The sequence below is a fragment of the Neisseria cinerea genome, assembly GCF_900475315.1.
Classification (GTDB): domain Bacteria; phylum Pseudomonadota; class Gammaproteobacteria; order Burkholderiales; family Neisseriaceae; genus Neisseria; species Neisseria cinerea.
Genome location: NZ_LS483369.1, coordinates 1082556 through 1106752 on the forward strand (window position 1 = coordinate 1082556; position 24197 = coordinate 1106752).

Consider the following 24197-nt stretch of genomic DNA (forward strand, 5'->3'; position numbering starts at 1 on the left):
ATACTTGAATAGAATGCGCAGCTTCTTAGGCGCCCATCGTCTAGAGGCCTAGGACACTGCCCTTTCACGGCGGCAACCGGGGTTCGAATCCCCGTGGGCGTGCCAATTTAAAAACCTGCTTGTTTCAAGCAGGTTTTTTCATATCTTACCGCCATTCTTTTTCAAACCGTCATATTGCCTGAGAAGTATTTTCCGACCGTCCGGATTTTGATTAACAAACAGTTAGCCGGCATTTCCCGATACCTTAAGGGCTGTGATAAGATAAGCATTATCAAACACGGTCGGGGTGTCTATTTAAAGACTGAGAATATACCCGTCGAACCTGATTGGCAGGAAACCGGTGTTGCAGCGTCAGGCACCGTCCATCAGATGGTGCTTTATTTATTTTCAAGCGGCATTGCCCTTTTCCTCCAAACTGTTTCAATACTTTAATGGCACAGGAGAATAAGAATGGAAGAAACTTTTGTCCAAACCCTGACAATTGCCGGTTCGGACTCGGGCGGCGGCGCAGGGATACAGGCAGACCTGAAAACTTTTCAGATGCGCGGCGTATTCGGCACCAGCGTAATAACCGCCGTTACCGCGCAAAATACCTTGGGTGTATCGGCGGTTCATCTCGTCCCGACCGAAACCATCACTGCACAAATCCAAGCAATCAGGGAAGACTTCGACATCCGCGCCTACAAAATAGGAATGCTCGGCACAGCGGAAATCATCGAATGCGTTGCCGACAACCTGAAACACTGCAGCTTCGGCAGGCGCGTGCTTGATCCTGTAATGATTGCCAAAGGCGGAGCACCGCTGTTGCAGGATTCCGCCGTTGCGGCACTGACGCTGCTGCTGCTTCCCGGTACGGATGTATTGACCCCCAACCTGCCCGAAGCGGAAGCCCTGACCGGCGTGCATATCGAAAGCCGTAAAGATGCGGAACGTGCGGCAAAAATCCTGCTTGATTACGGTGTCAAAAACGTCGTTATCAAAGGCGGACATTTGAACGGCAGCAACAGCGGACACTGCACTGACTGGCTGTTTACACAAAATGAAACGCTGGAATTCGACAGCCTCCGCTTTCCGACCGCCCACACGCACGGCACAGGCTGCACGTTTTCCGCCTGCATTACCGCCGAATTGGCAAAAGGCTTAGACGTTTGCAAAGCCGTACAGACTGCCAAGGCCTACATCACGGCGGCAATCTCAAACCCTTTGGAAATCGGCGCAGGACACGGCCCGGTCAATCATTGGGCCTATCGGGACTAACCGTAAAAATGCCGTCTGAAACAAAATGTTCAGACGGCATTTTTGAGGATTATTCAGGCTTTTTCGCCAGCATGGTTACAAATTTAAACCGTATCGGATTGCCGTTTTCATCTTTGGCATGCATAGAACCCAATTCTTCTTTATATTCGACCAGCTCCCAATCCCGATAATAATCCTTCAGCTCGCCCTCTTTAAATTTAAAAGGGAACGGCATCGGACAGGGGAAATCCGCCGTATCCATTGCCGATACGATCAAATTGTATCCTCCCGCCGCCGTATGCGCCTGCATATCGGCAATCACGTCAGGCACGCGCTGCGGCATCAGGAACATCAGCACCACTGTTGCCACAATATAATCAAATTCGCCCTGTAAAGCAGCGGCATTCAAATCATATTCCAGCGTGCGGACGTTCAAACCCTCCGCCTCTGCCAGCTCCGCCACGTTTGCCAACGCGGCTGGATTGTGATCGACTGCAGTAACTTCAAATCCCTTCAAACCGAGAAACAGTGCATTGCGTCCCTGTCCGCAGCCCATATCGAGCGCCCTGCCCGCAGGTACGGTATCCTGAGCCGCCGCCACTGCAGAATGCGTGGCACTCATGCCGTATTTTTTGTGGAAATAATCTTCGGCCGCACAATACATCGACAAACGGATTTCAGCATCATCCGTTTTCGGTTTGACAGAAAACACCTGCTGCGGCGCAAACACACAATCGCCGCCGTCTGCCGACCAAACCTCTGCCGACCCGTCCGGTGCACGGACTTCGACATCGCCCTGCAACACATTCAGGCAGACCCACTCCCCTTCCTCAGACGAATAGCCCGACAACAAAACTTCCGGCAGGTTTTCCACTTTCCATACAGGCATCTGTCCGAAACAAAACAACTCGCCACTTTGACCCACTATCCACTCCTTCATATTCAAAAATAAAGTTGCACATTATATGCCTATTTTAATCCGCCGCAATCTTTCAGACGGTACGGTACACAAACCGCTTATAATCACGTCCGATACCACACAAAGGCACAATAATGGACAAAACCGTTTACCTTTACACCGACGGCTCATGCAAAGGCAATCCCGGCCCGGGCGGCTGGGGCGTATTAATGCGCTACGGCAGCCACGAAAAAGAACTTTTCGGCGGCGAAGCGCAAACCACCAATAACCGCATGGAGCTGACCGCCGTCATCGAAGGACTGAAGTCCCTCAAACGCCGCTGCACCGTCATCATCTGCACCGACTCGCAATACGTCAAAAACGGCATGGAAAACTGGATACACGGTTGGAAGCGCAACGGCTGGAAAACCGCCGCCAAACAGCCCGTCAAAAACGATGATTTGTGGAAAGAACTTGACACACTCGTCGGTCAGCATCAAGTCAGCTGGACTTGGGTTAAAGGACACGTCGGACATGCCGAAAACGAACGCGCCGACGATTTGGCAAACCGTGGCGCGGCGCAGTTTTCCTGAGTGCCGCACCGACAAGAAAATGCCGTCTGAAACCGCCAACGGGATTCAGACGGCATTTTTGCCATACACTCCTTATTCCGCAATTACCGGTGCATCCACCTGCTTGGGTGCAACCGTAAAATAATGCTGTTTGCAAGAATTCAACCACGATAAACATACATTAATTTGTAAAAACCAATCGGATATGAAATGGTACAATTGACGGCAATACGCATAGACAAGTTAAAACAACAGGACACCCTTTGCCGCCTTTTTGGATACTTTAAGGAATAAAGAAACATGAACACCAAGCCTTGTCCCATCTGCACGGCACAAGATGAAGATATTTTGCTGCAAACCGCCAACCTTCGCGTCATTGCCGTCCATAACGACAACGGTTCGCCGGCATTCTGCCGCGTCATTTGGCGTAAGCATATTGCCGAAATGACCGACCTTTCGGCAGCCGAACGTCATGAAATCATGGAAATGGTGTACAACGTCGAGGCCGCCATGCGCCAAGTGTTTCAACCGACCAAGATTAACCTCGCCAGCTTGGGCAATGTCGTTCCACACCTGCACTGGCATATTATCGCCCGATTTGAAAACGATGCGACTTTCCCTGCGCCGATTTGGGCAAACCCCGTCCGCGAGCATGCCATGCTTCTGCCTCAGGATTGGACGGAGCAGATTAAAAAGCTACTCTACCCCGTTTCAGACGGCATTCTCAAAGGATAAATGCCGTCTGAACCCCGACAATCATAAACAGGGCTGATACGCACAACTCTAACTTACAAAAACAACCGGAATCAGGGAGCAGCCAAACCACAAACAGCACCGCAGTTACGGCAAAGACAAAGAATCCTTGCAGCGGTTTGGAAATACCTTCCCAAACTATCAATGGGTATGGCGCTATCCGATACTTTAAGCCGGTACGATGGTTATCGTTTACAGCCGTTTGCCGACATTAAATATTCCCATACGAATGCCGCTCATCCTGTTTTCCGTTGCTTGGCTTCCGACATTTTATTTTTCTATAATATTCTTCTATTTTGAGCATCAGGAAAACGAGAACGCCGGCAACACTCCCTCACACAGCCGTCATACTGAAAAGACGGTATCCTATAAAAAGGCATACAGGCTGATGAGGTTGCTGTTCCGCTATTACTTTTTCTTTTTATCCTTTTAACCGATACTTGCATCATGATTAAACCTATTTCACGCCGCCGTTTTCTAAAAACCTGCACCACAGCTGCCGGAATGGGATTGCTCCAGGCTTGCAGCACTCCGACCAATTCACTTGCCCCAAACCCCGTATCTCTTCCTGTTGAGAAAGCACAAACCGTGTACCCCAAACCACCACGCCATTCTAATTCTGCCGACAATCTTCTGCGTATTGTCGCCTCCTCAGGCTTTGCCGAAGACATCAACCGTGTCAATACTGCATTGACCCGCCTTTACAATGCCGGTTTTACCGTAACCAACCAACAGGCGGGCAGCCGCCGCTTCCAACGGTTTGCCGGTACGGATGCACAACGTGCCGCCGATTTCCAAGATGTCGCTTCCGGTCGCGTTGCCATGCCGAAAGTTCTGATGGGTTTGCGCGGCGGTTATGGTGCGGCACGCATTCTGCCGCATATCGATTTTGCCTCACTCGGCGCAAGAATGCGCGAACGCGGTACGCTGTTTTTCGGCTTTAGTGATGTTTGCGCCGTCCAGCTGGCACTCTTGGCAAAAGGCAATATGATGAGTTTTGCCGGTCCGATGGCATACAGTGAATTCGGCAAACCCTCCCCCAGCGTGTTTACAATGGATGCCTTTATCAAGGGGGCAACACAATGCAGCCTGACTGTTGATATTCCTAATATCCAACGCTCCGATATCGAAACCGAAGGCATATTGTGGGGAGGCAACCTCAGCGTCCTTGCTTCACTTGCCGGTACCCCCTATATGCCCGATATTCAAGGCGGCATTTTATTCATCGAAGATGTCGGCGAACAACCATACCGCATCGAACGTATGCTCAATACCCTATATCTTTCAGGTATTTTAGGCAAACAACGCGCCATTATTTTCGGCGATTTCCGTATGGGCAATATCCGCGATGTATACGATTCGTCTTATGATTTTTCTACCGTGGTCAACCATATTTCGCGTACGGCAAAAATTCCTGTGCTGACAGGTTTCCCGTTCGGACATATTGCCGACAAAATTACTTTCCCGCTGGGTGCGCACGCCAAAGTCCGCAGCAGAAGCGATGGCGGTTATTCGGTTGAATTTGACAATTATCCTACTCTCGATACATCTGTCCTGACCTTAGACACCCTGCTTCCCCCACCTGATCTCTCGGTATTTACAGAAAACAGCCTTACTGATATTTCAGAATAGCAGTATTAGAAAGACAAAAAAATGCCGTCTGAAGCCTTCAGACGGTATTCTTAACAAATAAGTGTTAAAAAATACAATGCACGGATATACACCCGTCCCAACCGGTTACAGATTGAACAAAACTCCACCCATATCCACTTTTCGCATATATTTCAATTTCTTTCCCCGTCAATCCAGATTTCAACAAGAAATTTTTAACTGGATAATTTCCTTATATATATAACTCCTTCAAAATGACAATTTACATTAATTAAAACACTATATCTTACAATCCTTCCAAACACGGCCAATCATACCAATACGGTATTTCTACATCGACTTACGCTTTATTAAGAATCTTATCCATAAAAAAACTGCACCTGATAACAGGTGCAGTTTCCAATATTCAAACTAAAACTTATTTGTCTCGGCTGAATACAATTTTAGTAGCTTGAATAGCAACGCATACTGCACCGCCAATGAAGATCAAGTCAGCTGCCGTACGTACCCAACGCAAGGTATCGAGGATTTCCATTTGCAGGAATTCTTCACTACGTGCATACCACAAACCGTGAGTAATAGAGGCATATGCTTGAATAGCACCGACAGGCAGCAGGCTGATAACAATCATGCCGACCAAACCGCCATTGAGCAACCAGAAGCCCCAAGTCATCAACTTGTCGTCAAACTGCACGTTCGGTTTCAAATAACGAGCAACCAGCAATACGAAGCCCAGAGCCAAGAAACCGTACACACCGAACAAGGCAGCGTGCGCATGAACAGCAGAAGTATTCAAACCTTGGATATAGAACAGGGAAATCGGCGGGTTAATCAGGAAACCGAATACACCGGCACCAATCATGTTCCAGAAGGCGACTGCAACGAAGCACATCAGCGGCCAACGCAAACGTTTCGCCCAATCGGACAAGTGTTGGTAAGACCAGTGTTCGTATGCTTCACGGCCCAGCAATACCAGCGGTACTACCTCCAAAGCGGAGAAGCAGGCACCGATTGCCATAGAAGCAGAAGTAGAGCCGGAGAAATACAAGTGGTGCAACGTACCCGGGATACCGCCCAGCATGAAGATAGCACCTGCAGCTAGGGTAGAAGCAGTAGCGGTACTACGGCGGACAAAGCCCATGTTGTAGAAGATAAATGCGAAGGCAGCGGTAGCGAACACTTCGAAGAAACCTTCCACCCACAGGTGAACCACCCACCAGCGCCAGTATTCCATTACGGCAATCGGAGATTTTTCACCATAGAACAGGCCCGGTGCGTAGAACACACCAACACCAACCATGGAGGCAACAAAGATTGCCAGCAGGTTTTTATCCACGCCTTTTTCTTTAAAGGCAGAGATAGTGCAACGCAACATCAGGAACAGCCACAACAACAGACCGACCATCAACAGGAGTTGCCAGAAGCGGCCCAAATCAAGGTATTCGTAACCTTGGTGGCCGAACCAGAAGTTTAGCTCAGGTGGAATGATGTGAGTCAAAGCAAAGAAGTTACCCGCGTAAGAACCGCCGACTACGATGAACAGGGCGATGTACAGGAAGTTTACACCGGCACGTTGGAACTTGGGATCTTTACCGCCGTTCACAATCGGAGCCAAGAACAGACCTGCTGTCAGGAAACCGGTTGCAATCCAGAAGATGGCGGATTGAAGGTGCCAAGTACGGGTCAAGGCATAAGGGAACCAATCGGACATTTCGAAGCCCAGTGCTTCGTCAATACCATAGAAACCTTGACCTTCGACGGTATAGTGCGCAGTCAGACCACCCAACAATACTTGTACCACAAACAGGGCAACTGTCAGGAATACATATTTGCCCAATGCTTTTTGCGAAGGAGTCAACTGAACCTTAGAAATAGGATCTTCAGCCGGAACTTCCACTTCTTCGTGTTTGGTCAGGAAAGAATAACCCCACATCAACAAACCGATGCCCATCAACAGAAGAACAACGCTGGTGAATGACCACATATAGTTTTCAGTGGTCGGCACATTGTTGATCAAAGGCTCGTGCGGCCAGTTGTTAGTATAGGTAAAGGTTTCGTTAGGACGGTTGGTCGAAGCAGACCATGAAGTCCAGAAGAAGAAGTTGAACAGTTTTTCACGTGCCTCTTGACTTGGCAATGTATTATTTTTCATTGCAAAGTGTTCACGAGTGGTTTGCAGCTTAGGATCGTCGCTATAAACACCGTGGTAGTAAGGCAGGATGCTTTCGATAGCTTTTACACGCGTATCGCTGATGACAACGGAACCATCTTCTTTCACACGGCTTTGATTACGGTATTCGTCAGCCAAGCGTGTTTTCAAGACAGCTTGTTCCTCAGGGGAAACCTCATCGAATTTTTTGCCGTAAGTCTGTTGCGCAGTCAAATCCAACCATGCAACCAACTCACGATGCAGCCAGTCCGCAGTCCAGTCCGGAGCCTGATATGCACCATGACCCAGAATCGAACCGACCTCCATACCGCCGGTACTTTGCCATGCAGACTGACCTGCCAAAATATCGTCTTTCGTCATCAGAACCTTGCCTGATGCAGAAACGACCTGTTCAGGGTAAGGCGGGGCTTTTTTGTAAACCTCGCTGCCCATATAGCCAAGAATGGTAAAGCATACCGCCAGAACGGCAAACAGCAAGTACCATAGCTTCTTGTACTGTCCCATTTTGAGAGCTCCTTTTGGTAAAAAGTGGTTGTTTAAAATTCACAGAATATGAATGTTAAAGATTGTAGCACGGTTTACCGCACAAATAAACATTTGTTCAAACAAACCCGTATATAAACAAATATATAGATGATAATCTATATCATTATCGTAATTTAGGAGCTACCTATCTTTACCTGCACCCATCAATTTACTTAATTTGAATTATTTTGCACATTTTTAGTAGTTATAAAGTATTAGAAGTGTCATTTTAAGTTCGTATTTATAGAATTATTTGATTTATGTCAAAATATATAGGGATGAGCCACCGCATAATCACGCCCAGTTCTTAACCAATCCTTTCAGGACAATTTAATTTTTCTTACAAAAAGGAAAACATCATGAAACGTCAAGCCTTAGCTGCAATTATCGCTTCCATGTTTGCTTTAGCCGCCTGTGGTGGCGAACAAGCTGCACAGGCCCCTGCCGAAGCGCCTGCCGCTTCCGCTGAAGCTGCAAGCTCCGCTACACAAGCTGCCGCCGAAACTCCGGCAGGCGAACTGCCCGTTATCGATGCAGTTACCACACACGCTCCAGAAGTACCTCCTGCAATCGACCGCGACTACCCTGCCAAAGTCCGCGTGAAAATGGAAACCATCGAAAAAACCATGAAAATGGATGATGGCGTCGAGTACCACTACTGGACATTTAACGGCGATGTTCCGGGCCGCATGATTCGCGTACGCGAAGGTGATACAGTAGAAGTAGAATTCTCTAACAATCCTTCTTCTACCGTTCCTCATAACGTTGACTTCCACGCAGCTACCGGTCCTGGCGGCGGCGCGGCAGCTTCCTTCACTGCCCCGGGTCGTACCTCTACATTCAGCTTCAAAGCCCTGCAACCCGGTCTGTATATCTACCACTGCGCCGTTGCGCCCGTCGGTATGCACATCGCCAACGGTATGTACGGTCTGATTTTGGTTGAACCTAAAGAAGGTCTGCCGAAAGTGGATAAAGAGTTCTACATCGTCCAAGGCGACTTCTACACCAAAGGTAAAAAAGGTGCACAAGGCCTGCAACCGTTCGATATGGATAAAGCCGTCGCCGAACAACCTGAATACGTAGTATTTAACGGTCACGTAGGCGCTATCGCCGGCGACAACGCCCTGAAAGCCAAAGCAGGCGAAACTGTACGTATGTACGTTGGTAACGGTGGTCCTAACTTGGTATCTTCCTTCCACGTAATCGGCGAAATCTTCGACAAAGTTTATGTTGAAGGCGGTAAACTGATTAACGAAAACGTACAAAGCACCATCATTCCTGCAGGTGGTTCTGCTATGGTTGAATTCAAAGTAGACGTACCGGGCAGCTACACCTTGGTTGACCACTCTATCTTCCGCGCATTCAACAAAGGCGCACTGGGTCAATTGAAAGTAGAAGGTGCAGAAAACCCTGAAATCATGACTCAAAAATTGAGTGATACTGCTTATGCCGGTAACGGTGCAGCTCCTGCTGCTTCTGCTCCCGCAGCTTCTGCTCCTGCAGCCTCTGCTCCTGCAAAAAGCGATTACTAAATTGAACGCCCATTTTTAGGCAAACGAACCACTGCCGCCGTACTTAATTACGCACGGCAGTGGTTTTTTAATAATCAATTTTTTCACTTCGAAAGATTGATTCTTCAGACGGCATTCAAAGCTTTCGTTTAAAATACTGCCTGAAAAATCAATTTTAACCGTCTGTCAGGAGGCTTGATATGAAGTACATCCGGTTATTTTTTCTCTGTACGGCACTCATCAGTACCAATGCGGCAGCTACCGAAATGGTCAAAATAGAAGGTGGGAGCTACCGCCCCCTCTATCTGAAAAAAGATACAACCTTAATTAAAGTTAAACCTTTCCAACTTGATAAATATCCTGTTACCAATGCTGAATTTGCAGAATTTGTCAAAAATCATCCCCAATGGCAAAAAGGCAAGGTCAGTTCCAAACAGGCGGAGCCTTCTTATCTGAAACACTGGATTAAAAACGGCAGCCACAGCTATGCACCAAAAGCAAGCGAGCTGAAACAGCCCGTTACCAATGTTTCTTGGTTTGCCGCCAACGCATACTGTGTTGCACAAGGCAAACGCCTACCGACTATTAACGAATGGGAATTTGCCGGACTCGCCTCTGCCACTCAAAAAAACGGCTCCAACGAGCCCGGTTATAACCGCACTATTCTTGATTGGTACGCAGATGGCGGACGAAAAGGCTTGCATGACGTCGGCAAGGGCCGTCCCAACTACTGGGGTGTTTATGATATGCACGGACTTATTTGGGAATGGACGGAAGATTTCAACAGTAGCCTGCTTTCTTCCGGAAATGCCAATGCGCAAATGTTCTGCAGCGGTGCTTCTGTCGGATCGAGCGACTCATCCAACTATGCCGCCTTCCTCCGGTACGGTATCCGTACCAGTTTGCAATCCAAATATGTACTGCACAACTTAGGCTTCCGTTGTGCCGGTCAATAACTTTTTTAATTACCAAAGCAGCTTTGGCGGTACTGAAAAGTACCGCCGTTTTTTTATCTGTAAAATTACGGCCTGATTTGCAAAATATTCCAGACCTTATTTGCACCAAAACAATTCAATAAAAATTTCAGGCTTTGAGGAAAGCTTGCCTAATGCTTTTCAGAACAGATGAATTTTAGGAAATACGCCATTAAACATACTGAGCATGTTGTAATTATCCGGCATGGCTGACTTACCTGATCAGAAGGTCAAAGTTTCACCAAGTACCCAAAGAATCATATCTTAGGATGTCGTTTGCACCAGTCCGACAAACACAGCACATATTCTGCGCAAAAACATAAAATCTTTCGATATTACGAATTTTTCATGCCCCGGTTTAAGGCAACTGTTGCCTTAGTAGTTTAATTTATCAACAGTCTGACCGGAGAATCACGATATATCCTTATCTTCCCTTGCCTACCCGGTATCACTAATGGCATTCAAACATGGAAAGACACCGTAAATTTTACCCGCTATATCAAGCGCCTTATAGATCCAACTTGAGGATTTCAAATAAAATACCGTCTGAAAACCTTCAGACGGCATTTTATTTGAAATCCTGTTTACCAATAGCTGACAAACTGTTCCAAATCCGTATTTTTGGGCTTATGTATTTCTTCTGTCGGCGATCCCACCATCATCAATCCGATAATTTTATCCTTATCCGCACACCCGAAAGCCTGACGCAACAAAGGACTGTTGATCCACATTCCTGTAATCCACACATTGTCGAAACCTTGGGCAGTTGCCGCCAGCTGTAAAGCATACGCCGCACAACCTGCTGTCAGCATCTGTTCCCACTCCGGTTTCGGCTTCGCCACTTCTCGGTTCGGAGCAAACGTTACCCCTATTACCATTGGCGCCATATTACCCACTTTTTCAGCCTTTTTCATCGCATCATCGCCGAAATTCAATTCGGTAACCGTTTGCTTCAACACATCGCGAAAACGTTGCAATCCTACCTCGCCTTGGATGACGGTAAAATGAAAAGGACGCATATTTCCATGATCCGGAACCTGCGTTGCCGCCTGCAATATTTGTTCCAACTGTCCGGCATTAGGAGCGGGAGCCGCCAATTTTTTTGAAGACCGCCGTGTAATCAAAAGCTGCAAAGCATCCATATAATCGTTTCTCAAATCATTTCGGAAAGTGTTTTATAACACAAAGCATCCGGCAATGCCATTACACCGCCTAACCGGGAAAAATAATGCCGTCTGAAAACACATTCAGACGGCATCTCAAAATCAGCCGTAACGACGTTGGAAATCACTCATAAAATCCGCCAACGCCCTCACACCTTCCAGCGGCATTGCGTTATAAATACTGGCCCGCATCCCGCCGACAGATTTATAACCCTTCAACAGACACAAACCTTGCAATTCAGCCTCGAATACAAAACGGCGGTCAAGTTCCTCATTGCCCGTCTGAAACACAACATTCATTTTAGAACGCGCGTTCGGACGGATACGGTTGATATAAAAACCATCGCTGCCATCTATTGCACCATACAAAATTTGCGCCTTCAGATGATTGATTTTTTCAATTTTTCCCACTCCGCCCTGCGCCAACAACCAGCGGAACACCAGCCCCGACATATAAATCGAATAAGTTGAAGGCGTATTGTACATACCGTTGCGTTCGATATGGGAACGATAGTTGAACACATCAGGAATATTATCGGGACAGCGGTCCAACAGGTCTTCTCGAACAATGACCACAGTAACACCTGCCGGCCCGATATTTTTCTGAGCACCCGCATAAATCAGCCCGTAATCGGCAACCTCAAACTCACGCGACAAAATCTCACTGGACATATCGCATACCAACGGCGGCATGCCGTCTGAAAGGCGCGGCACTTTGCCGTATTGCAATCCATTGACGGTTTCATTGACGGCAAAATGAACAAAGGCGGAATTCCTGTCCACGTCCCACGTTTCCGGTTCGGGCAAATCCAAATAATCGAACTGCTCTCCACCGTGTGCCGCCAAGCGGATTTCCGTATCCGTCAACCGTTCCATCTGCTCATAGGCAATCCGGCTCCAGTTACCCGTTACCACGGCATCCGCAGTACGGAAACCATGTGCCAAATTCATGGCCACCATATTAAATTGAGTTGTCGCTCCTCCCTGTAAAAACAATATCTTATAATTTGAGGGAATCTTCAGAAGCCGCCGCAGATCCTCTTCCGCATGATGCAGGATACTCAAAAACATCTCCGAGCGGTGGCTCATCGCCATGACTGGAAAACCGGTTCCATTGTAGTCCAACATTTCCTGCTGTGCCGTCTGCAAAACCGCTTCAGGCAACGCCGCAGGACCGGCAGAGAAATTGTAAATCGGATAAAGAGACATAATACGGCCCCGAACTGTCAGAAATAAACCGCCCCGATTTTAGGCTCGGGATAATCTTTATGCAAGGCAAGAAAACACCTCCCCCATCGGCAACAAAATCAAAAAATGAAATCAATATATTGATTTTTAATGATTTAAATATCTAGACATAAAATTCTGACACAATTTTGTCAACAATATCAACCTCAACCCTCAAGCCGGCATTACCAAAATCATTTGTTTGAAATTGGAAAACACAAAATAAATCAACACTTTCATTTTTTCATAAAACAGGTTATAATCGTGCCAATTTTTCAATCCTAACGAAAAATGGCCTCTCGGCCATTTTTTTATTATGTACCTAGGGAGCAGCATGGATATTCAGACCATCCTCGAAAAAACCCTGCCCGGCTTGGGCTATGAACTGGTCGATTTCGAACTGACCGCTCAAGGAACGTTGCGCGTATTCATCGATAAAGAAGGTGGTATTACCGTCGAAGACTGCGCAACCGTCAGCAACCATTTGAGCCGTTTGTTTATGGTGGAAGACATCGATTATAAAAATCTGGAAATTTCCAGTCCCGGACTCGACCGTCCTCTGAAAAAAGCCGCCGACTTCGTACGCTTTGCCGGTCAGCAGGCAAAAATCAAAACCCGCCTGCCGATAGACGGTCAGAAAAACTTTATCGGCAAAATCGAAGGCTGTGAAAACGACACTGTTACCGTTTCCTTCGACGGCAAGACCGTGCAAATCGAAATGGACAATATCGACAAAGCCCGCCTGCGTCCCGAATTCAAATTCTAAAACACAACAATATTGGAGATTTTCAAAATGAGTCGTGAAATATTACAGCTGGCAGAAGCTCTGGCAAGCGAAAAAAATGTTGACGCAGAAGTCGTATTCCAAGCCTTGGAATTCGCACTCTCTAGCGCAGCCAAGAAAAAGGCAGACCGCGAACACATGGATGTCCGCGTACAAATCAACCGCGACACCGGCGAATACCAAACCTTCCGCCGCTGGCTGATTGTGGCCGATGAAGACTATACCTACCCCGATATTGAAAAAACCATCGAGGAAATCCAAGAAGAAATCCCCGGCACGACCATCCAAATCGGCGAATATTACGAGGAGCAGCTGCCTAACGAAGGTTTCGGCCGCCAAGCCGCGCAAACCGCCAAACAAATCATCCTGCAACGTATCCGCGATGCCGAACGCGAACAAAACCTGAACGAATTTCTCGCCGTCAAAGAAGATATCGTTACCGGAACGGTCAAACGGGTAGAACGCCATGGCATCATTGTTGAAATTATTGCCGGTAAACTGGATGCACTGATTCCGCGCGATCAAACCATCCCCCGCGAAAACTTCCGCAGCGGCGACCGTATCCGCGCACTTTTCCTTCGCGTGGACGAAATCGGCAATACCGGCCGGAAACAAGTCATTTTGAGCCGTACCAGCGGCGACTTTCTGGCCAAACTCTATGCCAACGAAGTCCCCGAAATTTCAGACGGCATGTTGGAAATCCGCGCAGTCGCACGCGACCCTGGCCAACGCGCCAAAGTTGCCGTCAAAGCCAACGACCAACGCATCGACCCGCAAGGCACCTGTATCGGCGTACGTGGTTCACGCGTCAATGCCGTCAGCAACGAATTGTCCGGCGAACGCATCGATGTCGTCCTCTGGTCTCCTGAGCCTGCCCAATTCGTTATGGGCGCACTCTCCCCCGCCGAAGTCAGCCGTATTGTAATCGACGAGGAAAAACATGCCGTCGATGTTATCGTTTCCGAAGATCAACTTGCGCTTGCCATCGGACGCGGCGGTCAAAATGTCCGACTGGCATCGGAACTGACCGGCTGGCAGCTCAACATCATGACTTCTGCAGAAGCCGACAAACGCAATGCTGCCGAAGATGCCGCTATCCGAACACTGTTTGTTTCCCATCTGAATGTAGACGAAGAAACCGCAGACATCCTGGTTCAAGAGGGTTTCGCAACATTAGAAGAAGTTGCCTACGTTCCTGCCGCCGAACTGCTTGCCATAGAAGGTTTTGACGAAGAAATTGTCGATATGCTCCGAAACAGGGCACGTGACGCCATTCTGACCATAGCGATTACCGCCGAAGAAAAACTGGGCGAAGTATCCGATGATATGCGCAGCCTGGAAGGTGTGGATGCCGATATGCTGCTCAAACTCGCCGAAGCAGGCATTACTACACGCGACGACTTGGCAGAACTGTCCGTCGATGAGCTGATTGAAATTACCAGTGTCAATGAAGAAACCGCAAAAGCCGTCATCCTGACCGCACGCGAACACTGGTTTACCGAAGACAAATAAAGGGGGTAAAGATGAGTAACACAACCGTAGAACAATTTGCCGCCGAACTGAAACGCCCGGTCGACGACCTGCTGAACCAGTTGAAAGAAGCCGGCGTCAGCAAAACCAGCGGCAGCGATTCCCTGACACTGGACGACAAACAGCTTCTAAACGCCTACCTGACCAAGAAAAACGGCAGCAACAGCGGTACTATCAGCATCCGTCGCACCAAGACCGAAGTCAGCACCATCGACGGCGTAAAAGTTGAAACACGCAAACGTGGACGCACCGTCAACATTCCATCCCCTGAAGAGCTGGTAGCGCAGGCAAAAGCCTCACAGGTCCAAGCACCTCCGGCTCAGGCAGAAAAAATGACGGAAGATGCAGCCAAAGCAGAAAGCGAATCTGCCGCACGCGCAGAAGCACGCGCCAAAGCAGAAGCGGAAGCAGCAAAATTGAAAGCGGCAAAATCCGGCAGCAAAACCAAGCCTGCCGCTCAGGAAAACAAACCTGCCGAAGACATGTCGAAACCCACCTCCGACAAACCCAAACCTGTTGCAGGAAACAAAGCAGCCCCTTCCGACAAAGTACCGTCCGGGAAAACAGCTGAATCCACACCGAAACAAGATAAAGGCAGCAAAGGCAAAGAAGCAAAAAAACCGGCAAAACCGGTCGAACCCGCCATCCCGCAGCCTGTAGTCAGTGCGGAAGAACAGGCGCAACGCGATGAGGAGGCGCGTCGTGCCGCAGCATTGCGCGCCCATCAAGAAGCCTTGTTAAGAGAGAAACAGGAACGTCAGGCACGCCGTGAAGCCATAAAACAACAGGCAGAGCAACAGGCCAAAACCTCACCGGAAGCCAAAACTGCGGGGCAGCGCACAGCAAAACCCGCTGAAAAAACGCAGGCTGCCACTTCTGCAAGCGAAAACAAACCCCTCAATCCATCAAAAGCAAAAAAAGAAGACCGCTACAACCGTGATGACGAAGGCCAGGGCCGCAATGCCAAAGGCAAAGGCGGTAAAGGCGGACGTGACCGCAACAATGCGCGCAATGGTGACGACGAGCGCGTACGCGGAGGCAAAAAAGGCAAAAAACTCAAACTTGAGCCAAACCAACACGCCTTCCAAGCGCCGACCGAACCTGTCGTACACGAAGTTTTGGTGCCTGAAACCATTACCGTTGCCGACTTGGCACACAAAATGGCCGTTAAAGGCGTGGAAGTGGTTAAAGCCCTGATGAAAATGGGCATGATGGTAACCATCAACCAATCTATCGACCAAGACACCGCCCTGATTGTGGTGGAAGAACTCGGACATATCGGCAAACCTGCCGCAGCAGACGATCCGGAAGCCTTTTTGGACGAAGGTGTGGAGGCCGCAGATGCAGAAGCCCTGCCACGTCCGCCCGTCGTTACCGTCATGGGTCACGTCGACCACGGCAAGACCTCGCTGCTGGACTACATCCGCCGCGCCAAAGTTGTACAGGGCGAAGCAGGCGGCATTACGCAGCACATCGGCGCTTATCACGTCAAAACGCCGCGCGGCGTGATTACCTTCTTAGATACTCCGGGTCACGAAGCGTTTACCGCCATGCGCGCGCGCGGCGCGAAAGCGACCGATATCGTGATTCTCGTGGTTGCCGCAGACGACGGTGTAATGCCGCAAACCATCGAAGCCATTGCACATGCCAAAGCGGCAGGTGTTCCGATTGTGGTAGCCGTCAATAAAATCGATAAAGATACGGCCAATCCCGAACGTATCCGCCAAGAACTGACCCAACACGAAGTGATCCCCGATGATTGGGGCGGCACCGTACAGTTTATCGACGTATCCGCCAAAAAAGGAACGAACATTGACGCACTGCTCGAAGCCGTCTTGCTCGAAGCCGAAGTCTTGGAACTGACAGCCCCTGTCGATGCACCTGCAAAAGGCATTATCGTCGAAGCCCGTCTGGACAAAGGCCGCGGTGCGGTTGCCACTCTCTTGGTACAAAGCGGTACGCTGAAAAAAGGCGATATGCTGCTGGCCGGTACCGCATTCGGTAAAATCCGTGCGATGGTTGACGAAAACGGCAAAGCCATTAACGAAGCAGGCCCGTCTATTCCGGTCGAAATCCTCGGTTTGTCCGATGTTCCGAACGCAGGCGAAGATGCGATGGTATTGGCCGACGAGAAAAAAGCGCGTGAAATCGCCCTCTTCCGCCAAGGCAAATACCGCGACGTACGCTTGGCCAAGCAACAGGCTGCGAAACTGGAAAACATGTTCAACAACATGGGCGAAAACCAAGCCCAATCCTTGTCGGTCATCATCAAAGCAGACGTACAAGGTTCTTACGAAGCTCTGGCGGGCAGCCTGAAAAAACTGTCCACCGACGAAGTAAAAGTGAACGTGTTGCACAGCGGCGTGGGCGGCATTACCGAATCGGATGTCAACCTTGCCATCGCTTCAGGCGCATTCATCATCGGCTTTAACGTCCGTGCAGATGCTTCTTCACGTAAGCTGGCCGAAAATGAAAACGTGGAAATCCGCTACTACAACATCATCTATGATGCCATCGACGACGTGAAAGCCGCCATGAGCGGTATGCTCTCTCCGGAAGAGAAAGAGCAAGTAACCGGTACGGTCGAAATCCGTCAGGTTATCTCTGTTTCCAAAGTTGGCAACATTGCAGGCTGTATGGTTACCGACGGTGTGGTCAAACGCGATTCCCATGTCCGCCTCATCCGCAACAACGTGGTTATCCATACCGGCGAGCTGTCTTCTTTGAAACGCTACAAAGACGACGTCAAAGAAGTCCGCATGGGCTTCGAGTGCGGCCTGATGATAAAAGGCTACAACGAAATCATGGAAGGCGACCAACTGGAATGCTTCGACATCGTCGAAGTTGCACGCACGCTATAATTTTCATGCAAATCAAATGCCGTCTGAAACATTCAGACGGCATTTCAAAACGGGTTCCGTATGATTATGATACGGAACCCGTTTTTATCACTGACTATCAACCTGCCCTGATTTCAATACAAGGCACCTTGTCCTCGCTCAAAAATAAACATAAAGCCCCAGCTTAATGCCGGTCTTAATTTGTAAAAATCCTTCCCTCATCATAAATCCCAGCCCTATCTCCCGAAACCTTATCCTTCCTTGCTCTCCCTATTTTTAGAAAACCCCGACAAACAATAACGCTTCAGACGGCATTATTTGCCCGACAAACGTATTTGGAGTTTTTCCACATATTCCTCGCGTTCGACGCGGCTGGTTTCGGGGAGGTGGGTGTTGAGGGACGACCATTTCCACCTGCTGCGGGCTTTGTTGAGTTCGGAAGGGAGTTTGTCTGGTGTCCAAGGTGCTTTGCGGCTGTGCAACTCGACTTGCGATTGTGCCGCGTGGCCGCGCGTTTGCAGGATGTGTAGCAAATCGAGGGCGCGGGCGGCGAGCAGGGTCAGGGTTTCGGGGTCGGTGTGCAGGGTTTGGCGGCCGTTGAGCTTGTCAGAAATGGTGCGGGTATTGGGCAGAATGCCGCCCAAAAAACCGCCGATTGCCGTACCCAATCCGAGCGAACCGCCGAGCGTGGCGATGTCCAGCCCCAAGCCGATGAGTGCGCCGGTTGCCGCGCCCGTACCGGTGCGGATGCCGTATTGTTTGAGCAATTCGCTGTCGAATGGGTCTTGATGGAAGGCTTTGGGCACCCAGTCGCCGCCGTCGATTTCGCTGTGATAGAAGCGGTAAATGGAAAACAGCCGCTGCTGCATCTTCCGTTCGAGCTGGCGTATTTCCGCCTGCATGATTTGCAGGACGGGCGCGGGGTCGTCGTTTTCGCCAATTTCCTGTGCGAAGGCGGCAACATCAAGCAGGAAACCTGCGATTTCGTGTCGCGCTTCTTTATCCAGACGCGTCCATTCGCGGCGGCGGGAAGCGGTCAGGCGGTCGATGACTTCGTGCTGCGGCAACATAGTGGCAAGCTTGTTCCAAAGGTTCAATTCGCCTTCAAAATCGAATGCGACGGTGTCGAATCCTGCGAAAACGTGCAAGTTTCTCCGTGCCAGCATGGTCGTCCACGATTCGGGAATCTGTCCGCCGGTAAAGTTGAACACGGGCATGACCGGTTTGGCGCACCATGAAAGGATGGTCAATTCATCCCGATATTTGTCGAGGACGGGTTCGCGCGCGTCGATGATGTACAACGCCATGTCGCTTTGCAGAAGCTGCCGCAGCACTTTGGCTTCTTGGTTGAAATCGTGATGCGCTCCGTCGCTGTCGAGAAACTGTTGCAGCCGCTCGATACCGTCAGAGCGTGCGTCCGTATGGGTTTCAAGCCAGTCCAAAACGCCGCCCGCGTCTTCGAGCCCGGGGGTATCGTACAGATACAGCAGCGTATCGGCGCCGTCGGTAATCGTAGCTTCTTCGACATGGCGCGTGGTGGACGGGGCGTTTTTGATTTCGCCGAAGCCGCTGTCGCGCAACAGGGTGCGCAAGAGCGAGGTTTTGCCGGTATTGGTATGCCCGACGACTGCGAGGGAAAGGGGTTGTTTGTTCATGATGTTTTTGAAGAATGGATTTTCAGACGGCCTTTTTTCAGAATATCGGCTTAACAGAACATTTCAAGTGATTTTATTGGTCTTTCAGACGACCTTCCTGCGCCGCCTTGTCAGGTTCCAACCATGCCACGTCGCACTCTGACAGCGCATTACGCCAATGGTTCAATGTTTCGGACAGGTCGTCTGAAAGCGCCCGTTCCGTCAGAAGCTGTACCACCGCTCCACCTTGAGCCGCTTCCGAAAGCCGAACAATTTGCCGCAACACGCCTCGGTCGGGGACGGTTTCCGCACGCACGCCGATGAGAAGCTGGGCGGGTTTCTGTTGCAATTCCGCTTCCAAAGCGGCCACCTCTTCCCGATTCGCCGCTACGCCTTTATCCAGCCATTCCTGCGCCAATCTGCCCGTAAACCATGTGCTTTCGTGCCATTCGGTTTCCAGCATGACTGCCCACTTGGGCGCGTCGTTTAAGGTGATTTTCGGAGAAACGGCGGACACGGTTTCCCGACGCGTATCCGCATCGACGATTTTGTTCTGCCAGCGGCGAATGACCGCCTGATAGTAAGGCTTCTCCAAATCCAACTTGCTTTGGCTTGTTTTTAAAAAGATTTTGCATACCGCCCAAGCCAGCAGGCGCGGCAGGATGCCGTAGCAGGCTATGCTGCCGACCAACAAGCCCGACCACGCGCGCGCATCGGCGATATTGCCGTTCAGACGACCTTCGACCACCGCCTGCGCGTCCGGCGCAGGGAAACCGAGTTTCGACGGCAGCCACGCCAGCATTTCCACCGCGCGTACCGAAGCGGCATTGCTCAACAGCGTGCTTTCCCAGTTGAATGTATATTGCCGCACCAAAAGCAGCAGCAATACCGACACCAGCATCCCGCTCAGGGTACAGAGCCATAGACTGTGTGAAGTCGCGCCGGCAATCCAACGCGCCGAAGGCTGCCGCCATTCGTCCGCATACAGCCGGAACACCGCCTGATTGACGGAGTCTTTACCCCGAAACCAAGTCGCCGGACTACTGAAAAACCGCCCCACTTTCACGCGCAGGAACAACGTTGCCAACCATACCGCCAACATCAGCGTATTCATGCCCAACACGCCCGCCAAAATCAGGAAGAAATTCAGCCCTTGGCTGTCCATCAGAAGATACGCGCCGGAAAAACCGGTAAAAAATGTAAACATCGCTGCTGCCAGCCACAGCCAAAACGAACCGGCGCGAACATTTTCCAAAGTATGCCTCAACGTTCGATTTCGGTCGATAATCTCGGCACGGCGTATCATTTTTTCTCCGATACTGCCTTCTATACTGCACAGCGCTTCCGTTGCCTGAACAGGATCTCCGCTGAAAATATAACCGTTTTCTTCCAAGATGCGGACCAGCTCAACCAATTTTTGGGAAGGATTCAACATAAAATGCCGTCTGAAAAGAAGAAAACGAGATTCTAACACAAGCATTTTCGAGAATATGCAGAATGTAGGCAAAGAGTAAATCCCAGACAAAGGCAAAGATATCGGCGTAAACTGGCTGCCTCTGTCCAATCGGAAGGTTATGCGATGTATCCAGGCGAACGCTTCAATACTTACAGCCATTTGAGCGGTTTGGTTTTAGCTGCAGCAGGTTTGGTCATGATGCTGCTTAAAGCCGAAGAATACGGCGACGGCTACCGTACCTTCAGCGTATCCGTTTACGGCATCAGCCTTTTCCTGCTGTATTTGAGCTCTTCCCTGTATCACGGAATCAAAGCCGGAAGGCTGAAAAGCATTCTGAAAAAAGTCGATCATTGTATGATTTATGTGCTTATTGCCGGAAGCTACACACCGTTTGCACTGGTCTCTTTACGAAACGGGCCGGGCTGGACAGTATTTTTGCTGTCATGGCTGCTAGCGGTTGCAGGCATCATCCAAGAACTCACTTTAGGGCGGAAAAGTGAAAAACGACTGCTGTCTATTGTGATTTATGTCGTTATGGGTTGGATGGTTTTAGCGGTGATGAAAACCCTGACCGCCTCCCTCCCGGCAGCAGGGCTGGTTTGGCTGGCGGCAGGCGGAATACTGTACAGCATCGGCATTTACTGGTTTGTAAACGATAAAAAAATCAGACACGGACACGGCATCTGGCATTTATTCGTACTAGGCGGCAGCATCACCCAATTTATCAGCGTATACGGTTACGTCATATAAAATGCCGTCTGAAAAACAAAACCTCCCAACCTTGGCAGTTGGGAGGCTTTTTATTTTCCGGCATCAGCCCTTATCGTGAAACTCGTGAAATTCATACTGATAAGACAAGCCCCGGCCGGACTTTTCCTGCGCCAGATAATCATCATAAATGGCGCGGATTTCCTTACGCAGCAAGAACAGGGCAATCAAGTTGGGGATAACCATAAAACCGTTGAACATATCCGACAGGCTCCAAACCAAATCGACTTTACCCAACGTACCCAAGACAATGGCAAACAGAACCAACGCACGGTAAATACCCAGATGCCTGCCGCGGAACAGAAAGCGGATATTGGACTCACCGAAATAATACCAACCGATAATAGTGGTAAAGGCAAAGAAAGTCAGACATACCGCAAGCAATTGCGAACCGAATCCCGGGAAGGCCTTATTAAAGGCAAACTGAGTAACCGCCGCGCCCTGTCCGCTTGAAAGGTTGGCGTCAGTCAACAAGATAATCAACGCCGTAGCCGTACACACCAAAATCGTATCGATAAACACACCGACAAATGCCGCCATACCTTGTTGGACAGGGTGCTTCACATCCGCGGTTGCATGTGCATGCGGGGTAGAACCCATCCCCGCCTCATTGGAAAACAGACCGCGCGCCACGCCGAAGCGTATCGCTTCGCGCATACCGATACCTGCAGCACCGCCCAATACCGCTTCAGGATTAAAGGCGGAAACAAAAATATGGTTGAGCATAGGTATGATATGGTCTGAAAATTCAAACAAAATCACCACCGCACACAAAATATAGACAACCGCCATAAACGGCACGACAAACTGGGCAATATTGGCAATACGGTTTACACCGCCGATAACAATCATGCCGGTAAAGACGGCAAGCACAATGCCCACCGTCAGCGAAGGCACACCAAACGCAATATTAACTGCAGAAGCAATGGAATTGGCCTGTGTCGCATTACCGATAAAGCCCAATGCGATAATCAACGCAATGGAAAAGAAACCGGACAAAAAACGCGCCGCGCCGCGACCGATTTTCGGAGTCAGGCCGTGCGTAATATAAAACGCCGGTCCGCCGATATATTTGCCGTGACTGACCACCCGGTATTTCTGCGCGAGCAGGGCTTCGGCAAAAATCGTGGACATCCCCAAAACAGCGGAAACCCACATCCAAAAAATCGCTCCCGGCCCGCCTGCAGTGATAGCGGTCGCCACGCCGGCGACATTGCCCGTACCGATTTGCGCGGATATGGCAACCGCAAGCGCCTGAAACTGAGATAAGGACTTATCGTCTTTATCCCTTTTGGCAAACAAACCGCCGAATACGGATTTAAACCCCGCGCCAAACTTCAAAATCTGAGGCGCACCGAGATACAGCGTAAAAAACAGGCCGATACCCAAAAGCGCATAAATCAACAGGTAGTCCCAAAGGAACCGATTGACTGTACCCACCAGAACAGACAATATATTTTCCATAAAATAACCTTACATTACGATTAGAACAATTGCTTACCCCAAAAGTGCCAACGGGCAACACGGCGAGCAGGCCGCGTTTATCATACCGCCCCAATTGTCAACAATCGGAATAAAGCAGAGCCATCATACCGTAAAACAACACCAATTAAAATATTTCCTTGTTTTCAAGTGAAAACCTGCATCCCCTTCCCCGTTTCAGACGAAGGCAATATGAGTCGGCGTGATATAGGGCAGAATATTTTGGGCGGTTGCAACTTATGTTAAAATGCACGTCTAAAAATCCGACAAAACGGATTAATCATTTGAAATATGAAAGGAAATCTATGGCAGGCCATAGCAAGTGGGCGAATATCCAGCATAAAAAAGCCCGTCAAGATGCCAAACGCGGCAAAATCTTCACCCGTTTAATCAAAGAAATCACCGTTGCGGCTCGTATGGGCGGCGGAGATCCCGGTGCCAACCCGCGCCTGCGCCTGGCTCTGGAAAAAGCAGCCGAAAACAATATGCCCAAAGACAACGTACAACGTGCCATCGACAAAGGTACGGGCAACTTAGAGGGTGTGGAATACATCGAATTGCGCTACGAAGGCTACGGCATCGGCGGTGCAGCGCTGATGGTGGACTGCCTGACCGACAACAAAACCCGCACCGTTGCGGACGTACGCCATGCGTTCACCAAAAACGGCGGCAACTTGGGTACCGACGGCTGCGTAGCGTTCAACTTCGTACATCAAGGTTATTTGGTATTTGAACCCGGCGTTGATGAAGACGCGCTGATGGAAGCGGCTTTGGAAGCCGGTGCGGAAGACGTAGTTGCCAACGACGACGGTTCCATCGAAGTCATCACCGCGCCAAACGATTGGGCGGTCGTGAAATCCACTCTGGAAGCGGCAGGTTACAAATCCGTTGACGGCGACGTAACCATGCGCGCCCAAAACGAAACCGAACTCTCCGGCGACGATGCCGTCAAGATGCAGAAGCTGATTGACGCGCTGGAAGATTTAGACGACGTACAAGACGTTTATACTTCTGCCGTACTGAATTTAGACTGATACCGTATAGCACAAGCATCCGACAATGC

General features: G+C 49.7%; 18 protein-coding genes and 1 tRNA gene. 12 read left to right on the forward strand and 7 right to left on the reverse strand.

The genetic code is table 11. The features are described from left to right. Positions 1-29: 29 nt before the first annotated feature. Positions 30-105 (forward strand) — tRNA-Glu (locus DQM57_RS05715). A 345-nt stretch (positions 106-450) separates the two neighbouring features. Further along, complete coding sequence (gene thiD, locus DQM57_RS05720; protein ID WP_111727239.1) at positions 451-1257, forward strand: bifunctional hydroxymethylpyrimidine kinase/phosphomethylpyrimidine kinase; 807 nt, start codon at positions 451-453, stop codon at positions 1255-1257. Positions 1258-1306: 49 nt separating this feature from the next. Here the strand turns inward: thiD and tehB are convergent, their stop codons facing one another. Then, on the reverse strand, positions 1307-2176 hold the full coding sequence (tehB, locus tag DQM57_RS05725; RefSeq protein ID WP_111727240.1) for an SAM-dependent methyltransferase TehB: 870 nt from the start codon (positions 2174-2176) through the stop codon (positions 1307-1309). A gap of 113 nt (positions 2177-2289) precedes the next feature. On the opposite strand from tehB, the gene rnhA reads away from it, so the two are divergent. The 3 genes from rnhA (at position 2290) to DQM57_RS05745 (ending at position 5091) form a co-directional block, all read left to right on the forward strand. Further along, entirely contained in the window at positions 2290-2727 is a 438-nt protein-coding gene (gene rnhA, locus DQM57_RS05730) for a ribonuclease HI (protein ID WP_003678219.1), read from the forward strand. 279 nt (positions 2728-3006) lie between these two features. Then, positions 3007-3441 carry an HIT family protein gene (locus tag DQM57_RS05735; protein ID WP_111727241.1) on the forward strand — a complete coding sequence of 145 codons (435 nt, stop codon included), beginning with the start codon at positions 3007-3009 and terminating at the stop codon, positions 3439-3441. 465 nt (positions 3442-3906) lie between these two features. Beyond that, on the forward strand, positions 3907-5091 hold the full coding sequence (locus DQM57_RS05745) for an LD-carboxypeptidase (RefSeq protein WP_111727243.1): 1185 nt from the start codon (positions 3907-3909) through the stop codon (positions 5089-5091). Between the two features lie 397 nt (positions 5092-5488). Here the strand turns inward: DQM57_RS05745 and DQM57_RS05750 are convergent, their stop codons facing one another. Next, a complete protein-coding gene (locus DQM57_RS05750) occupies positions 5489-7744 on the reverse strand; it encodes a nitric-oxide reductase large subunit (RefSeq protein WP_003678229.1) in 2256 nt (751 codons plus the stop codon). Positions 7745-8124: 380 nt separating this feature from the next. Here DQM57_RS05750 and nirK point away from each other — a divergent pair, with 380 nt between their 5' ends. Then, positions 8125-9297 carry a copper-containing nitrite reductase gene (nirK, locus tag DQM57_RS05755; RefSeq protein ID WP_107859689.1) on the forward strand — a complete coding sequence of 391 codons (1173 nt, stop codon included), beginning with the start codon at positions 8125-8127 and terminating at the stop codon, positions 9295-9297. Positions 9298-9476: 179 nt separating this feature from the next. Next, positions 9477-10232 carry a formylglycine-generating enzyme family protein gene (locus tag DQM57_RS05760; RefSeq protein WP_003678232.1) on the forward strand — a complete coding sequence of 252 codons (756 nt, stop codon included), beginning with the start codon at positions 9477-9479 and terminating at the stop codon, positions 10230-10232. A 602-nt stretch (positions 10233-10834) separates the two neighbouring features. Here the strand turns inward: DQM57_RS05760 and DQM57_RS05765 are convergent. Both DQM57_RS05765 and serC read right to left on the reverse strand, forming a co-directional pair. Next, positions 10835-11392 carry a nitroreductase family protein gene (locus DQM57_RS05765; RefSeq protein ID WP_111727244.1) on the reverse strand — a complete coding sequence of 186 codons (558 nt, stop codon included), beginning with the start codon at positions 11390-11392 and terminating at the stop codon, positions 10835-10837. A gap of 123 nt (positions 11393-11515) precedes the next feature. Beyond that, positions 11516-12622, reverse strand: coding sequence for a phosphoserine transaminase (serC, locus tag DQM57_RS05770; protein ID WP_111727245.1), 1107 nt, complete (start codon positions 12620-12622; stop codon positions 11516-11518). A gap of 352 nt (positions 12623-12974) precedes the next feature. Between serC and rimP the strand changes: the two genes are divergently transcribed. Genes rimP through infB form a run of 3 tightly spaced genes read left to right on the forward strand, consistent with a single transcriptional unit; the run spans position 12975 to position 17815 of the window. After that, complete coding sequence (gene rimP, locus DQM57_RS05775; RefSeq protein ID WP_167395547.1) at positions 12975-13406, forward strand: ribosome maturation factor RimP; 432 nt, start codon at positions 12975-12977, stop codon at positions 13404-13406. Positions 13407-13433: 27 nt separating this feature from the next. Further along, positions 13434-14936 (forward strand): transcription termination factor NusA, encoded by a 1503-nt coding sequence (gene nusA / locus DQM57_RS05780; RefSeq protein ID WP_111727246.1) that lies wholly within the window; start codon positions 13434-13436, stop codon positions 14934-14936. Between the two features lie 11 nt (positions 14937-14947). Next, the gene (infB, locus tag DQM57_RS05785; protein WP_111727247.1) at positions 14948-17815 is read left to right on the forward strand and encodes a translation initiation factor IF-2; all 2868 of its coding nucleotides are present in this window, start codon (positions 14948-14950) and stop codon (positions 17813-17815) included. 293 nt (positions 17816-18108) lie between these two features. On the opposite strand, the gene DQM57_RS05790 is transcribed toward infB, so the two are convergent. Then, positions 18109-19449 (reverse strand): GTPase/DUF3482 domain-containing protein, encoded by a 1341-nt coding sequence (locus DQM57_RS05790; RefSeq protein WP_197711713.1) that lies wholly within the window; start codon positions 19447-19449, stop codon positions 18109-18111. A 73-nt stretch (positions 19450-19522) separates the two neighbouring features. Then, complete coding sequence (locus tag DQM57_RS05795; RefSeq protein WP_111727249.1) at positions 19523-20863, reverse strand: DUF2868 domain-containing protein; 1341 nt, start codon at positions 20861-20863, stop codon at positions 19523-19525. A 144-nt stretch (positions 20864-21007) separates the two neighbouring features. Here DQM57_RS05795 and trhA point away from each other — a divergent pair, with 144 nt between their 5' ends. Next, positions 21008-21634, forward strand: coding sequence for a PAQR family membrane homeostasis protein TrhA (trhA, locus tag DQM57_RS05800; protein WP_107859681.1), 627 nt, complete (start codon positions 21008-21010; stop codon positions 21632-21634). A gap of 63 nt (positions 21635-21697) precedes the next feature. Here trhA and DQM57_RS05805 read toward each other — a convergent pair whose 3' ends face one another. Next, the gene (locus DQM57_RS05805) at positions 21698-23116 is read right to left on the reverse strand and encodes an alanine/glycine:cation symporter family protein (protein WP_111727250.1); all 1419 of its coding nucleotides are present in this window, start codon (positions 23114-23116) and stop codon (positions 21698-21700) included. A 323-nt stretch (positions 23117-23439) separates the two neighbouring features. On the opposite strand from DQM57_RS05805, the gene DQM57_RS05810 reads away from it, so the two are divergent. Next, entirely contained in the window at positions 23440-24168 is a 729-nt protein-coding gene (locus DQM57_RS05810; protein WP_003678253.1) for a YebC/PmpR family DNA-binding transcriptional regulator, read from the forward strand. Positions 24169-24197 lie beyond the last annotated feature (29 nt).

What these genes read in the sequence shown, in the direction of transcription:
- thiD (WP_111727239.1), top strand. Translation starts at nt 451, where the DNA reads ATGGAAGAAACTTTTGTCCAAACCCTGACAATTGCCGGTTCGGACTCG.
- tehB (WP_111727240.1), bottom strand. Translation starts at nt 2,176, where the DNA reads ATGAAGGAGTGGATAGTGGGTCAAAGTGGCGAGTTGTTTTGTTTCGGA.
- rnhA (WP_003678219.1), top strand. Translation starts at nt 2,290, where the DNA reads ATGGACAAAACCGTTTACCTTTACACCGACGGCTCATGCAAAGGCAAT.
- DQM57_RS05735 (WP_111727241.1), top strand. Translation starts at nt 3,007, where the DNA reads ATGAACACCAAGCCTTGTCCCATCTGCACGGCACAAGATGAAGATATT.
- DQM57_RS05745 (WP_111727243.1), top strand. Translation starts at nt 3,907, where the DNA reads ATGATTAAACCTATTTCACGCCGCCGTTTTCTAAAAACCTGCACCACA.
- DQM57_RS05750 (WP_003678229.1), bottom strand. Translation starts at nt 7,744, where the DNA reads ATGGGACAGTACAAGAAGCTATGGTACTTGCTGTTTGCCGTTCTGGCG.
- nirK (WP_107859689.1), top strand. Translation starts at nt 8,125, where the DNA reads ATGAAACGTCAAGCCTTAGCTGCAATTATCGCTTCCATGTTTGCTTTA.
- DQM57_RS05760 (WP_003678232.1), top strand. Translation starts at nt 9,477, where the DNA reads ATGAAGTACATCCGGTTATTTTTTCTCTGTACGGCACTCATCAGTACC.
- DQM57_RS05765 (WP_111727244.1), bottom strand. Translation starts at nt 11,392, where the DNA reads ATGGATGCTTTGCAGCTTTTGATTACACGGCGGTCTTCAAAAAAATTG.
- serC (WP_111727245.1), bottom strand. Translation starts at nt 12,622, where the DNA reads ATGTCTCTTTATCCGATTTACAATTTCTCTGCCGGTCCTGCGGCGTTG.
- rimP (WP_167395547.1), top strand. Translation starts at nt 12,975, where the DNA reads ATGGATATTCAGACCATCCTCGAAAAAACCCTGCCCGGCTTGGGCTAT.
- nusA (WP_111727246.1), top strand. Translation starts at nt 13,434, where the DNA reads ATGAGTCGTGAAATATTACAGCTGGCAGAAGCTCTGGCAAGCGAAAAA.
- infB (WP_111727247.1), top strand. Translation starts at nt 14,948, where the DNA reads ATGAGTAACACAACCGTAGAACAATTTGCCGCCGAACTGAAACGCCCG.
- DQM57_RS05790 (WP_197711713.1), bottom strand. Translation starts at nt 19,449, where the DNA reads ATGAACAAACAACCCCTTTCCCTCGCAGTCGTCGGGCATACCAATACC.
- DQM57_RS05795 (WP_111727249.1), bottom strand. Translation starts at nt 20,863, where the DNA reads ATGTTGAATCCTTCCCAAAAATTGGTTGAGCTGGTCCGCATCTTGGAA.
- trhA (WP_107859681.1), top strand. Translation starts at nt 21,008, where the DNA reads ATGTATCCAGGCGAACGCTTCAATACTTACAGCCATTTGAGCGGTTTG.
- DQM57_RS05805 (WP_111727250.1), bottom strand. Translation starts at nt 23,116, where the DNA reads ATGGAAAATATATTGTCTGTTCTGGTGGGTACAGTCAATCGGTTCCTT.
- DQM57_RS05810 (WP_003678253.1), top strand. Translation starts at nt 23,440, where the DNA reads ATGGCAGGCCATAGCAAGTGGGCGAATATCCAGCATAAAAAAGCCCGT.